This window comes from Pectobacterium sp. 1950-15 (assembly GCF_037136835.1).
In the GTDB taxonomy this organism is placed as follows: Bacteria; Pseudomonadota; Gammaproteobacteria; order Enterobacterales; family Enterobacteriaceae; genus Pectobacterium.
Genome location: NZ_JBBBQR010000002.1, coordinates 392,813 through 406,865, shown reverse-complemented (window position 1 = coordinate 406,865; position 14,053 = coordinate 392,813). Strand labels below are relative to the sequence as shown.

The window sequence follows — 14,053 nt, the reverse complement described above, 5'->3', positions numbered from 1 at the left end:
AGCAGTCTCTATTACATTTAAAGTGAAGGTGAAGCGGCAACCGGCGCGGGCGGGTTATGACCAAAGCGGTTGCCAATAATAAACGCCATCAGGCTGAGTAACAGCGATGGCACAATCGGGTGATATCCGGCCAGTTGAAGATTGAAGCTAGCCAGTAAGGTATAGCAAATCGCCCCGCTGAACATGGCGCTAAGCGCGCCTACGGCATTCGCGCGTTCCCAATACAGACCCAGCACCAGCGGCCACAGGAACACCGCTTCCAGTCCGCCAAACGCCAGCAGGTTCAGCCAGATGATCATATCTGGTGGCCGTAAGGAGGCCAGCAGCACCAGTAGACCCAACAGTAGCGTAGTCATGCTGGACAGGATCTTGATGCGGCGTTCGTTATGGATCTGCTGCGGGCGTACGCTGAGATAGAGATCCTTGATGATCGTGGCAGACGCCTGAAGCAGATGCGCATTAATGTTGGACATGATAGCGGCCATTGGCGCAGCGAGAAAGATCCCGGCGGCCAGCGGCGGTAGTACGGTTACCATCAGCGCCGGTAACACCTGATCGGGAATCGTCAGATTTGGCATCACGGCGCGGCCCAGTGCGCCAGCCAGATGCATGCCAAGCATCAGGATGCCGATGACGATCGTGCCGATGATAATCCCGCGGTGCAGCGCTTTGCTGTCGCGATAAGAGATGCAGCGAACGGCGGTGTTCGGCAGGCCGATAACGCCGAAGCAGACCAGCACCCAGAATGAGGCCATAAACGGCATTGATAGAATACCGCCGCTGCCCTGCGGAGAGACCAGCATTGGGTCGATCTGTTGCAGCTTATCCACTGCGCTGTGTAATCCCCCAGCGGCATAGATTACGCCGACCAGCAGGATGACGGTGCCGATCAGCATCACAATGCCTTGCATCGCATCATTGAGCACGCTGGCACGGAAGCCGCCAAACGTGGTGTACAGCGCAATGGTGACGCCGAAAATCAGCAGGCCGATGTCGTAAGGGATGTTCGCTGCGGTTTCCAGCAGGCGTGCGCCACCGATGAACTGCACGGCCATGGCACCGATAAACGCGACCAGCAGGCTGATACTGGCAAACCACACCAGCAGCGGACTGTTATAGCGGGCGTATAGCATGTCATTCAGCGTGATAGCATTGTAGCGCCGCGCCAGAATGGCGAATTTTTTCCCCAGAATGCCCAACGACAGCAGCATGGTGGGAAGTTGGATCATCGACAGCAGCACCCAGCCCAGACCGTATTTATACGCGGCACCCGGCCCGCCGATAAAGGAGCTGGCGCTGACGTAAGTGCCGATCAGCGTCATTGCTAGCACAAACCCGCCCATCGAGCGGCCGCCAAGGAAATACTCGTTAAGAAAGTTGCCCGCCTGACGGCGACGGTACGCATAGACCGACAGCCCGAAAACCAGCAGCAGATAGCCAATCAGCGGCAATAAAATTTCAATTTGCATCGTCACTCTCCAGTGAGATATCGCGGAAAATGACGCGAACCATCAGCCAGCACAGCAGCGTAAACACGAGCGGCAGCAGCAGGCAAGCCATCTCAAACCAGTGTGGAAGACCGGTGATCCCTTGTGTGTTGTCTGGCAAATAGGCGGCAAGCACCCAGGCCACTAAATAAACCAGCGTCAGGCCAAACGCCCAGCGGGCCTCTTTGTGCGCCTGAGGAAAGCGTGTATCCATGTTCTGCTCCACCGTGAATGGGAGAATGGGTATTGTTATGAACGTCGTGATGACGAAAGCGGGAATTTTACGGCATGTGGGCCAATTGACTAGTAAGAATTACGTCATTGGCGTAAAAGCCCGCTACGGGGTACTCATCGTTTGGTGAAAAAACGGCTTTACCATTGGGGAATAAAAAGAGGGGGTTAGTGTGTCACTTTGCCGCTCTATTTCGGTCTGGTGAGCAACAGAGCAAGGCGGAAATAAAATCTATCTCACCACAAAATAATACTAAATGAGTATCTTGGCTTATTGATCTTGAGGTAATTGGCGAATGATGGACGTCACATCGCATAATTTTCTCAGGAGAACGTTTACTATAGGGCTATTATTTATCGTCTGTTATTCCAGCGTGGAATAGTTGCGATACGAAAGGAAAATAATAATAGCGCCAACGATATTGGCGCTGTTGTGCATCAGGTAATTATCGTGTCGTGACTTCCTGCTGCCTGGATTATTTAGTCGTTACTATTATGTTAAAGATGAACCAAAGGAGTCGTTATGTCAGTTTCAGCAAGAAATCAGCTTTCGGGTGTTGTGTCTTCCATTGTTGAGGGTGCGGTAAACAATGAAGTCGCATTGACCCTGGAAAGTGGGGATAAGTTAACGACGGTGATTACACGAGCCAGCTGTCAGTCTATGGACCTTTCCGTTGGCAAGCTGGCCATTGCGTTGGTGAAAGCCCCTTGGGTCATTCTGGCATCCGCCGAATGTGGTTTGAATTTTTCTGCCCGCAATCAGTTTCACGGTAAGGTGAGTTCTGTTACGAAAGGTGCCGTCAACTCGACGGTGCAACTGGTGACTGCGGGTGGGTTGACGCTGACCTCAACCGTGACCAATGAGAGTCTGGAAGAGATGAACATTGATGTGGGCAGCGAATTAATCGCTCTGGTTAAAGCATCCAGTATTATTCTGGCTACCCGGAAATAATTGCCGGTTTCTTTAGCGAAGCATACCGATCTCTGCCGATAAACGATGGATATATACGGGTTTATCGGCTTATTTTTTACCGCAAAGAATTTCTCCCTTCGACGTATCCCGCATAAACGTCTCTTATTTTGCTGCTCAAATGACCCACATCAACTATCGCCGGAAATGTGATCTGGATGATTGACCCTGAATTTTGTGTGTGGATAATATCGATATATAAAAATATATATAACGATGCTCGTCATACTTCAAATTGCATGTACGTTGGCTGCGTTTAGTCACCCGAATCACTTACCTGAGTAAGCTCATCGAGATGCCTTCGCTTGCCGCCTGCCTGAAATTTGAATTATTTAGAGCGGATATTATTTAACTCTGGGATCATCATGGGAATTAACAGGCGTACTTTTTTGTCGTATCTGGCGGCACTGTCTGCTTTACCTCTTTTGCCTGCGTCCTTTGCACATGTGTTTGACCGCATTGCCGGACGGTTTGGTCAGATTCCCAACCCTTCTGATATTCAGCGTGTCATCAGCGCGGGGCCGCCTGCGGATCTGCTGCTGTTAGCCTTGGCACCAGAAAAGCTGCTTGGTTTTTCATCGTTTGATTTGTCGGGCGAATCGGGGGCGCTGTTTTCTGAAACTGTACGTCGATTGCCACGTTTGGGACGCTTGTCGGGCCGAGCCAGTACGTTATCGCTGGAAAAACTGCTGACGCTGAATCCAGATATCATCATTGACTGTGGAAGCGCCGATGAAACGTATCGCTCGTTGGCGCAGAGGACGTCACAGCAGACCGGTGTGCCTTACGTGCTGGTGGATGGCGGTTTGCTGGATACGCCTTCACAGCTTCGGCAGGTGGGGCAGTTACTGAATGTCACCGCGAGAGCGGAGCAGCAGGCGCAGTTTGCTGATGCTATTTTGCAGCGTGCAAATGCTTACCGTACCAGTGCACAAACCGAGAAGCCGCGCTTCTATTTCGCTCGCGGAGCGATGGGGTTGGAAACCGGCCTGCGTGGGTCTCTCCATACCGAAGCGGTGGAACTGCTGGGTTTTGAGAACGTCGCGACCGCAGGGGAATTAAAAACGCTGACTCAGGTTTCGATGGAGCACATTCTGCGGTGGAATCCGGAGCTTGTCATCACGCAGGATGTGCAGAGCTATCAGCACATTATGCACTCGGAGCAATGGCAAGGTGTGCAGGCGGTTGCACAGCAGCGCGTGATCCTGATGTCCGGCTTGCCGTTCGGCTGGCTGGATGCACCGCCCGGTCTGAACCGTCTGTTGGGGCTGTGCCGCTTACAAAGCCATTTTGACCCTGCCGCTGCTCAGCAGCTCAAAAGTGATACCCGAACGTTTTTCCGCCTGTTTTACCATACCGATCTGAATGATGCGCAGCTTGAGCAACTGCTGAGAGTGGTATGAAAAGCAATACCATTACTCTAGTTCTGGGGGTTTTACTGATCGGCAGCGCGCTGCTTGCGTTAGCGGTGGGGCACTATTCCCTCTCTGTGCATGAAATCCTGCAAATTATCGCTGCTCCGCAGGGAACGGCGTCGATCGAGCCACGTAAAGCGACGGTATTCTGGAACATTCGCGTGCCGCGCATGCTGGCGGCGACGCTGATTGGTGCCGGGCTGGCTGCCGCTGGCGCAGCTTATCAGGGCATGTTCCGTAATCCTCTGGTTTCCCCCGATATTCTTGGCGTCTCTGCCGGTGCTGGCGTAGGGGCAACACTCGGGATTTTCCTCGGATTGCCGATGCTGTTTATTCAGCTTCTGGCGTTTGTCGGTGGGCTAGGGGCGGTGACGCTGGTCTGCCTGATTGCCCGTATGGCGAAACGACACGATCCCGTATTGGCACTGGTGCTGGTGGGTATGGCGATCGGCGCATTAGGCGGCGCGGCGATCGCACTGATCAAGATCCTGGCCGATCCCTATACTCAGCTACCGTCTATTACTTTCTGGCTATTGGGTGGGCTCTCCGCCATCACCATTCAGGACTTAAACGTTGCCGCGATACTGATTGTGATTGGTTTAGCCCCGCTTATTTTACTGCGCTGGCGCATGAATCTGTTGAGCCTGCCGGATGAAGAAGCCCGCACGCTGGGAGTGAATATCCTTTATACGCGGCTGTTATTCATTTTTGCGGCGACGTTAATTACCGCCAGCGCGGTGTCAATTGCGGGAATCATCGGGTGGATAGGGCTGGTGGTGCCGCACATCTGCCGTTTGATCGTCGGAGACAATTTCAATCGGCTATTGCCTGTTTCTATTGCCGTTGGGGCGCTGCTGCTGTTACTCACTGATACGCTGGCACGTACGCTGGCTGCGATTGAACTGCCGCTAGGCATTCTGACATCGTCCATCGGGGCGCCCTTCTTCCTGCTCCTACTGTTGAGGGGGGAACGAGCATGACGGGCAGCAACCTCGCTACGCTTCAGGCGGTTAGCGTCGGATATGGTCGCACCGTTGTGAACCGCGACATCTCTTTTTCATTGCCATCCGGGCAGATTACCTGTTTGCTGGGCACCAATGGTAGCGGCAAAACCACCCTGATGCGCACCCTGTTGGGCTTGATTCCTGCCTTTTCCGGCCAGATACACATCGCCGAAAAACCCATTGGCGCATGGTCTGCCAAAGCGCTCGCACAGGTCGCGGCCTATGTGCCTCAGGCGCATGACTCCCCCTTTGCCTTTCGCGTGCTGGATATGGTGCTGATGGGATGTCATCCCCGTTTGTCGCTCTTCTCCACGCCCGGAAAACGTGAGATCGCGAGTGCTGAAGCGGTGTTATCACAGCTCGGTATTTTGTCGCTGAGCCAGCGTTCATACGCGACGCTGAGCGGAGGAGAGCGGCAGCGCGTACTGATTGCCCGTGCGTTAGTACAACAGCCTGCGCTGATGGTGATGGACGAACCGGCGGCCAGTCTGGATTTTGGCAATCAGATTCGATTATTGGCACACATCAAGCGGCTTAAAGAAAGCGGTATCGCGGTGCTGATGTCTACACACCATCCTCAGCATGCGCGAGCCGTGGCGGATAACGTGGTTTTGTTACATCCCGGCGCGGGGACGGAACAGGGATCCCCAGACGTGCTGCTGACACCAACGAGGCTGGCGGCGCTATACGGCGTACAAGAAGCGGATATTCACGCCCATTTTCGTACCTGATGCCCTGTGCGAGCAGGTAAACGGCATCGAATAAAAGAGAAGTCAGGAAGAGAATATGATTATCGACGAGATTGATTTTTCCGCGCTTTATCAGGCGCATATGGCGCGGGCGGCCAGAACCGCTAAAACCCCGGAAAACTGGGATAAGCGCGCAGAAAACATGGCAATAGAATGCGCGGGGCCACGCGATCCGTATCTGGATCGGTTCATCGCCAACATGGATTTTTCGGGGGCGACAACGCTGCTGGACGTTGGATGCGGGCCGGGGTCGGTGTGCCTGAATGTGGCGTCGCGGCTTGAACAGGTTTACGGCATTGATTACAGCGAGGGCATGCTGGACGTGGCGCGCCGTCGGGCAGAGGCAATGGGAATAGGAAATGCGGCATTTGCTCACCGTGCCTGGGAAGACGACTGGGCAGATCTGCCCGACTGCGACATTGTGGTGGCATCGCGATCGACGCTGGTCATGGATCTGGCGGCCGCGCTCTACAAGCTAAATCAGAAAGCCCGCCTGCGGGTGTACACCACCCACACGGTTTCCCCTACGTTTGTCGATCCACGGATTTCGGCGGCAATCGGGCGAACATCGACATCGCTACCGAACTATATCTATGCCGTGAATATTCTCTATCGCATGGGCATTCACGCCAACGTGAGCTTTATTCGTGGGCAGAATTGCCAAAGGCATGCCGAAACCTTCGAGCGTTTTGCGGAAGGCGTGGCTTGGTCATTAGGCAAGTTGAGTGAGGAAGAAAAGCAGCGCCTAAGAGCCTATTACGATGCGCATCAGGATGATGATATCCCGCTCGTTTCACCGACGCGGGATTGGGCGTTTGTCTACTGGGATGTGGTGCCACATGCGGAGTTCGCACGATGATTTATATCCCGGATGCGTACCTTGACCAGCTCTTGCAGGAGGATATTCAGTACGGTGATGTCACCACGCGAGCGCTGGGAATAGGGCAAGGGGAAGGGGAGATCACGTTTTTCCATCGTCAGGGCGGGTGTGTGAGCGGGATGCCGGTGGCGGAACGTCTGCTACAGCGGCTGGGGCTGCGGGTGACGCATTGCGTTCAGGAAGGGGGACGCGTGCAGCCCGGCGAAGCGATGCTTGCCGCAACGGGAAATGTCGCCGCGTTACATCAGGGATGGAAAGTCACGCAGAACGTGCTGGAGTGGTGCTGTGGCGTCAGCGAGTATCTGCATCAAATGAAAGCAATTTATACCCGCGAGGTGCCATTCGGGCAGATTGCCTGTACGCGCAAAATTATTCCGGGTACGAAGCTGCTTTCGATCTTAGCCGTGCTAGCCGGGGGCGGGATTGTGCATCGTTTGGGCTGTGCAGAAACAGTGCTGTTATTCACGAACCATCGTCGCTTTTTGCCGAATCAGGATGATTGGGCTACCCATGTTGCTCAACTACGCCACGCGGCACCGGAGAAAGCCATCATTGTGGAAGTGGATAGCCCCGATGAGGCGATGATGGCGCTCAGCGTCGGGCCTGACATCCTACAGCTTGATAAGTTTACGCCTGAACAGGTGATCGCCACGCTGTCTTACGCTGCCCGCCATGCGCCCGCATGTAAGGTGTCTGCTGCGGGAGGAATCAATCTGCAAACGGTTCAACGCTATGCTGAAACCGGTGTTGCCCTGCTCGTCACGTCTGCGCCTTACCACGCGTCCTCTGCCGATATCCGTGTCGTTTTAACGCCAAAACGCTAACGCCACCTTCCACACCCGGATGAAGGGAAGTGGCGACATTTATCGTTATATAAATTTTTATACAGCAATGTGTTTTTTTAAGGGAACAATGTCATGCAAATAAAAAAATTAAGTTGGTTGTTGTCCGCCAGTCTATTACCTGTCTCTTGCGTCTATGCCGCCTCTGGTGACGCGGTTGAGGCCACGAAGGATAAAGACGTGATGACGGTGTGGAGCAGCCCGGTCGCGGCGACCAACGATATTGTGAATCAGGAGCAGATTAATCAGCTAAATCGACGCAATGTGGCGGAAGCGCTGAATACCGTGCCGGGCGTGACGCTACAAAAGTCAGGCGGGCGCAGTGAGCAACAGGTGAAAGTTCGCGGCTTTGATAGCCGGCAGGTGCCGGTTTTCCTCGACGGCGTGCCGATTTATGTTCCCTATGACGGCAACCTGGATCTTGGCCGTTTTCAGGCTTCCGATCTGGCGGCGGTCGAGGTGTCTAAAGGGTATACCTCGCTGCTGCAAGGCCCGAATCAAATGGGGGGCGCGATTAACCTCACGACCTTGCGGCCGAAAAAAGAGCTGGAAGCGAACGTGCGCTTGAATCAGGGCTGGGCGCGCGGGCGTGACAATGCGCATAACATGGATGCGTCGTTTGGTGGGAAAAGCGATTTGGGGTTCTTCCAGATTAGCGGCAGTCGTCAGAAGCAGCGGTTTACCGGGCTGCCTCACGGCGTTGATAACGCGATTGCCGGTAGCGAAGGTCAGCGGATGAACTCCGGTAATGATGACAAGCGCGGCATGCTTAAGGTCGGGTTTACGCCGCGGGAATCCGATGAATATACGTTTACCTACATCAATCAGGAAGGCGAGAAGAATACGCCGCCTTATGCGGGCAACAACGGTCAGTCGGCACGCTATTGGCAGTGGCCGGACTACAACAAAGAAAGCTATTACTATCAGGGCACCACAAAGCTTAGTGACAGAATGACGCTGAAAAGCCGCTTCTATCACGATGAATTTGAAAATACCTTGCTGATGTATAAAACGCTGGCGGATTTCAAAAATAAGAGCGGTAACTATAGCCACTATGCAGATTTCAGTAACGGCGCGGGGCTGCAATTAGGGATTGATATGCGCGAACTGGATTTGCTGTCGTTCGCCGTACACTGGAAAGATGACGTGCATCGCGAGAAAGGGGCGATTAATGCGCCATACGACCGCTATAAGGACCGTACCTGGTCGATGGCAAGCGAATACCAGTGGAATGTCTCCGATAAGCTGGATGCGGTATTTGGCGTGAGCTACGACTGGCGCGACAGCAAGCAGGGCATGAAGTATGAGAAAAACGGCGCGCTAACGAATTATGACCAAAACAATCAGGATGCCTTTAACTGGCAGATGATGACGAAGTACCGCTTCGATAATCGCGATGAGCTGCAATTATCGTTGTCTGAACGTAGCCGTTTTCCTACTCTGAAAGAGCGTTACACCACCTCTAAGCCAGCCAAAAATCAGGATGCGCTGGTTAATCCGAACCTCAAACCCGAACGTGCGCAAAACCTTGAGCTGAACTATCGTGGCGGCTTGACCGAAAGCTGGGGTTACGACGCCAGCGTGTACTACAACCGGGTATCGAATGCGATTCTGTCACATAACATTACGCCAAGCCTGATCCAAAATCGTAACAGCGGCCGGGTAGATTACTACGGCATGGATCTGGGGATTCACGGTGATGTCAAAGACTGGCTAACCGTCGGGGTTAACTATGGGCTGATTCATAGCGATGTGAAACGCCAGGAAATCGGCAACATTGTCGATCTGCCGAAGCATAAGGTGTTCGCCTGGGCAACGATCACGCCTGTAGAACCCGTCAGCATTACGGTGATGGAAGAAGCGCGTAGCTGGGGATTCAATAATTCAGATAATAACGATAAAACGCGCGGATTTGCGGTGACGAATGTGCGGGTGGATTATCGTCTTGGCGCGGGTTTCAGTGTGAATGCGTCGGTCAACAATCTGTTTGATACGGCTTACACTTATCAGGAAGGTTATGTTGAGGAAGGACGTAATTATTGGTTAGGTGTTGCTTACCAGTATTAATCCTCAAGGGCATATATACCCTAAATAACAAAGGCCAGCATAAGCTGGCCTTTTGACTCGATTGCGCAGTATTTACTGCAAGCCGAGTTTCTTCTCCAGATAGTGGATGTTCGTGCCACCTCTCTGGAAGTTTTCGTCGCTCATGATCTTCATCTGAAGTTCGATGTTGGTTTTGATGCCATCGATGATCAGTTCAGCCAGCGCGTTCTTCATACGGGAAATCGCGATCTCGCGCGTTTCGCCGTAGGTGATCAGCTTGCCGATCATGGAATCGTAATACGGCGGTACGGTATAACCGGCGTAAATATGCGATTCCCAACGGACACCAAAGCCGCCCGGCGCGTGGAAACGCGTGATTTTACCCGGGCTTGGCAGGAACGTGTTCGGGTCTTCCGCGTTGATACGGCATTCCACCGCATGACCGCGAACCTTGACGTCTTTCTGCTTGATGGACAGTGGCAGACCGGCAGCGATGCGCAGCTGCTCTTTGATCAGATCCACGCCGGTAATCATTTCGGTTACCGGATGCTCCACCTGAATACGGGTGTTCATTTCAATGAAGTAAAACTCACCGTTTTCGTACAGGAACTCGAACGTACCCGCACCACGATAGTTGATATCGATACAGGCTTTGGCGCAGCGATCGCCGATATTGCGGCGTAGCTCGTCCGTAATGCCCGGTGCTGGCGCTTCTTCCACCACTTTCTGGTGACGACGCTGCATGGAACAGTCACGTTCGGCCAGATAGACGGCGTGGCCCTGACCATCAGCCAGAATCTGAATTTCCACGTGACGTGGGTTTTCCAGATATTTTTCCATGTAGACCATGTCGTTGTTGAAAGCCGCTTTGGCTTCCGCACGGGTCATGTTGATGGATTGTTCCAGCTCTTTGTCGCTGCGCACGACGCGCATACCACGACCACCGCCGCCGCCAGAGGCTTTGATGATGACCGGATAGCCGATGCGTTTTGCATGAACACGGTTAGCGTCCATGTCGTCGGTCAGAGGGCCATCAGAACCTGGTACGGTGGGGACACCCGCTTTTTTCATGGCGGTGATGGCAGACACTTTGTCGCCCATCAGGCGAATAGTTTCTGCGCGTGGACCGATGAAGATAAAGCCAGAGCGTTCAACCTGCTCGGCAAAATCCGCATTTTCGGACAGGAAACCGTAGCCAGGGTGAATCGCGACGGCACCCGTGATTTCCGCAGCGGAAATAATCGCAGGGATATTCAGATAGCTTTTTGTTGACGGCGCCGGGCCGATACACACGGTTTCGTCCGCCAGCAATACGTGTTTCAAATCGCGATCCGCACTGGAGTGAACGGCGACGGTTTTGATGCCCAGTTCTTTACAGGCACGCAAAATACGCAGCGCAATCTCTCCGCGGTTAGCGATAACGATTTTATCTAGCATGATAAGCCTCGTTATTCGATGACAACCAGTGGCTCGTCAAATTCAACCGGCTGACCGCTTTCGACCAGGATGGCTTTCACCACGCCTGATTTGTCGGCTTCGATCTGGTTCATCATTTTCATGGCTTCGACGATGCACAGGGTATCGCCAACATTGACGTGCTGACCCACTTCCACGAAGGCTTTAGCATCCGGGCTTGGGGTGCGATAGAAGGTTCCAACCATTGGAGAACGAACGATGTGTCCACTGATGGCAGCCGGTGCTGCTGCAGCTTCCACTGGCGCTGGTGCAACGGCGGCGGCCAGAGCAGGCTGTGGCTGCATCATTGGCGTAGCGTAGGCCTGTTGCATCATCGGGTAGTTAACCGCTGCTGGGGCACGACTGATACGTACTGATTCTTCACCTTCAGAAATTTCCAGTTCGGCGATGCCGGACTCTTCAACCAGTTCGATCAGTTTTTTGATTTTACGAATATCCATGGATGTGGTTCCGTACTCTTTTGTTTAATTGGAAGTTGACAGGCGTTTTACCGCCGTCTGTAAAGCATACTGATAACCATCTGCCCCCAGGCCACATATCACGCCTACCGCAACATCAGAAAGATAGGAGTGATGACGAAAAGGCTCGCGTGCGTGCACGTTGGACAGATGAATTTCGATAAACGGAATCGAGACCGCCAGCAGGGCATCACGCAGCGCAACGCTGGTGTGGGTGAATGCCGCCGGGTTAATCAGAATGAAGTCTGTGTTTCCTCTGGCCTGATGGATGGTATCGATCAGGACATGTTCCGCGTTGGATTGCAGATGGGAAAACTTCACGTTCAATGTCTGCGCCTGTGTTTCCAGTTCGCTGACAATGTCTGCTAGCGTCGTCTTACCGTATTTGTCGGGCTCTCGGGTTCCTAGCAGATTCAGGTTTGGACCGTTCAAGAGCAAAATGTGAAACTTTTCTGCCATTGTGCTGCTATCTCCCGCGATTGACCAAGATTGCCAAAACCGTGTCGCACAAAATAGCGCGAAGCTATTCGTTTGTCACCTTTCGTGACGCAAATTGTCCGGCCCGAGAAATTAAAGTCGTGCATTATAACTATATCGTGGCAATTCGCAGCTAAATACTGGTCTTATCTGCGGAGATATTCCTGCGCCAGACCGTGAGGCGGCGTGAATCTTGCTGCGGCTCATACCCGGCTTTTCCCCTGCTAGCGCGGTGTTTAGCGCCACCATTGACGAAATTTCTTATAACGGAACAGCAGCAATATCAGTGCCGCCAGCGCATACAAAATGGGCTGTGGAGACAGCGTTTTAACTGACCAAAGATAGTGGATAGGCGCAAGGATGGCGACTAAATAGACGAAATTATGCAGTTTTTGCCATTGCGATCCCAACTTGCGCATCATTATCTGTGGCGAGGTCACTGCCAGCGCCAGCAAAATCAGCCAGCTTATGATTCCCAACGTCAAATACGGTCGGGATATCAGCTCTTTGCCCAGCAGCGCCAGATGATCCAGACCCAGCTCCAGCAGCGCGTAACTCACCAGATGTAACGTCGCCCAGAAAAAGCACCACAGCCCGAGGAGTCGGCGGCAGCGAATGAGCAGCGGCTGTTTGCCGTAGCGCGCCAGTGGCGTGACCAACAGCGTCGCCAGCAGCAATTTCAGCGCCATTCTGCCGGTAAAGTGCTGGATATCCTTGGCCGGGTCGGCGCTGAACCACCCTTGGTCAACCGACAATATCAGCCACAGCAGCGGCAGAAAACCCGCCAGATGGAGTAGCACTTTTAACCGGGTAATGTGTTGTAGCGTCAGTCTCATGCTGCTGTAGATTCCTATCCTGGCAAGGTGTTATTGGCGAGGCGTTTTGTGTTATTCGCTAAAAGTTGTCGCGTAGGTTAAGGCCGCGATACAGCGAGGCAACCTGATCGGCATAGCCGTTGAACAACAGCGTGGGTTGGCGCTCAACGTTAAGCAGGCCGCCTGAACCGATGACGCGTTCTGTTGCCTGCGACCAACGCGGGTGATCCACATGGGGATTAACGTTGGCGTAGAAGCCATATTCGTCTGGAGCCGCCAGATTCCACGTGCAGGGTGGTTTCTCACGCGTGAACCGGATATGTACGATGGATTTGATGTTCTTGAAGCCGTATTTCCACGGCGTGACTAACCGGATGGGGGCGCCGTTCTGCGGCGGCAACGTTTTGCCGTAAACCCCGACGGCCAGCAGCGCCAACGGGTTCATGGCTTCATCCAGCCGCAGCCCTTCTACATAAGGATAATCTAACCCGCCACCCATGAAGCGATCTTTTTGTCCCGGCATCTGTTCTGGGTCGTAAAGCGTTTGAAACGCCACGTAGCGGGCATTGCTGGTGGGTTCGGCGAATTTAATCAGTTTGGCTAACTCAAACCCGACCCACGGAATCACCATTGACCACGCCTCGACGCAGCGGAAACGATAGATTCGCTCTTCCAGTGGAAAGCGTTTGAGTAAATCGTCGATATCCAGCGTGAGGGGTTTGGCGACATCACCGTCAATCTTGATGGTCCAGCCTTCGGTTTTTAACCCGCCGGCATTGGCTGCCGGATCGGCTTTATCCAGCCCAAATTCATAGAAGTTGTTATAGCCCGTAACCTTATCTTCCGGCGTGAGCGGCAAATCGAGCTTCCAGTCAGCAGGTTGGCTAAACGTGAGCGGTTTACCCGGCGGCGCTTTGGGTTTATCAGCACCTTTAAACCAGGCCAGCAGGTCGGCCTGTGCAGAAAAGGGTAGTGAAAGCGCGGCAGCGGAAATACCCAGCGCTTTTAATACACGTCGACGCTGATAGAAGAGGGATTCTGGAGTAACGTCGGCTTCAGTGAACTTGCGATGTTTTTGCATGTGAACTCCCGCCAGTCATTATTATTGTTGACGCAAAGTGGCGTTTTTACTGCTTACTGTTCACTTAGTTATAGATGAACTACGGTAGAAACCGCGATAGGAGAGATGAAATACTTTTTTGC

General features: G+C 53.3%; 14 protein-coding genes. 7 read left to right on the top strand and 7 right to left on the bottom strand.

The window, feature by feature from the left end:
* Positions 1-17: 17 nt before the first annotated feature.
* Positions 18-1,469: a sodium/pantothenate symporter gene (gene panF, locus WCT94_RS03930; protein WP_336868063.1), complete on the bottom strand. Its 1,452-nt coding sequence runs from the start codon at positions 1,467-1,469 to the stop codon at positions 18-20.
* On the bottom strand, positions 1,459-1,701 hold the full coding sequence (locus tag WCT94_RS03925) for a YhdT family protein (protein ID WP_010681541.1): 243 nt from the start codon (positions 1,699-1,701) through the stop codon (positions 1,459-1,461). The genes panF and WCT94_RS03925 overlap by 11 nt, the downstream gene beginning before the upstream one ends.
* A 540-nt stretch (positions 1,702-2,241) precedes the next feature.
* On the opposite strand from WCT94_RS03925, the gene WCT94_RS03920 reads away from it, so the two are divergent.
* The 7 genes from WCT94_RS03920 (at position 2,242) to WCT94_RS03890 (ending at position 9,645) form a co-directional block, all read left to right on the top strand.
* Positions 2,242-2,670 (top strand): TOBE domain-containing protein, encoded by a 429-nt coding sequence (locus WCT94_RS03920; RefSeq protein WP_317178314.1) that lies wholly within the window; start codon positions 2,242-2,244, stop codon positions 2,668-2,670.
* A gap of 383 nt (positions 2,671-3,053) precedes the next feature.
* Positions 3,054-4,091, top strand: a complete 1,038-nt coding sequence (locus tag WCT94_RS03915) for an ABC transporter substrate-binding protein (protein WP_336868059.1) — start codon at positions 3,054-3,056, stop codon at positions 4,089-4,091.
* Positions 4,088-5,083 carry a FecCD family ABC transporter permease gene (locus tag WCT94_RS03910; RefSeq protein ID WP_336868057.1) on the top strand — a complete coding sequence of 332 codons (996 nt, stop codon included), beginning with the start codon at positions 4,088-4,090 and terminating at the stop codon, positions 5,081-5,083. Before WCT94_RS03915 ends, WCT94_RS03910 begins: the two co-directional genes overlap by 4 nt.
* Positions 5,080-5,838, top strand: coding sequence for an ABC transporter ATP-binding protein (locus WCT94_RS03905; RefSeq protein ID WP_336868056.1), 759 nt, complete (start codon positions 5,080-5,082; stop codon positions 5,836-5,838). The genes WCT94_RS03910 and WCT94_RS03905 overlap by 4 nt, the downstream gene beginning before the upstream one ends.
* Positions 5,839-5,893: 55 nt before the next feature.
* A complete protein-coding gene (locus WCT94_RS03900) occupies positions 5,894-6,715 on the top strand; it encodes a class I SAM-dependent methyltransferase (protein WP_336868054.1) in 822 nt (273 codons plus the stop codon).
* On the top strand, positions 6,712-7,560 hold the full coding sequence (gene modD / locus WCT94_RS03895) for a ModD protein (RefSeq protein WP_336868053.1): 849 nt from the start codon (positions 6,712-6,714) through the stop codon (positions 7,558-7,560). The genes WCT94_RS03900 and modD overlap by 4 nt, the downstream gene beginning before the upstream one ends.
* 93 nt (positions 7,561-7,653) lie before the next feature.
* Positions 7,654-9,645 carry a TonB-dependent receptor plug domain-containing protein gene (locus WCT94_RS03890; protein WP_336868052.1) on the top strand — a complete coding sequence of 664 codons (1,992 nt, stop codon included), beginning with the start codon at positions 7,654-7,656 and terminating at the stop codon, positions 9,643-9,645.
* Positions 9,646-9,717: 72 nt separating this feature from the next.
* Here the strand turns inward: WCT94_RS03890 and accC are convergent, their stop codons facing one another.
* The 5 genes from accC to msrP form a co-directional block, all read right to left on the bottom strand.
* On the bottom strand, positions 9,718-11,061 hold the full coding sequence (gene accC / locus WCT94_RS03885) for an acetyl-CoA carboxylase biotin carboxylase subunit (RefSeq protein WP_012772968.1): 1,344 nt from the start codon (positions 11,059-11,061) through the stop codon (positions 9,718-9,720).
* 11 nt (positions 11,062-11,072) lie between these two features.
* On the bottom strand, positions 11,073-11,540 hold the full coding sequence (accB, locus tag WCT94_RS03880) for an acetyl-CoA carboxylase biotin carboxyl carrier protein (RefSeq protein WP_010681551.1): 468 nt from the start codon (positions 11,538-11,540) through the stop codon (positions 11,073-11,075).
* A gap of 24 nt (positions 11,541-11,564) precedes the next feature.
* Positions 11,565-12,017, bottom strand: a complete 453-nt coding sequence (gene aroQ, locus WCT94_RS03875) for a type II 3-dehydroquinate dehydratase (RefSeq protein ID WP_180743609.1) — start codon at positions 12,015-12,017, stop codon at positions 11,565-11,567.
* Positions 12,018-12,271: 254 nt separating this feature from the next.
* Positions 12,272-12,871 carry a protein-methionine-sulfoxide reductase heme-binding subunit MsrQ gene (gene msrQ, locus WCT94_RS03870; RefSeq protein ID WP_014913834.1) on the bottom strand — a complete coding sequence of 200 codons (600 nt, stop codon included), beginning with the start codon at positions 12,869-12,871 and terminating at the stop codon, positions 12,272-12,274.
* Positions 12,872-12,929: 58 nt separating this feature from the next.
* The gene (gene msrP / locus WCT94_RS03865) at positions 12,930-13,931 is read right to left on the bottom strand and encodes a protein-methionine-sulfoxide reductase catalytic subunit MsrP (protein WP_336868050.1); all 1,002 of its coding nucleotides are present in this window, start codon (positions 13,929-13,931) and stop codon (positions 12,930-12,932) included.
* Positions 13,932-14,053: the final 122 nt, after the last annotated feature.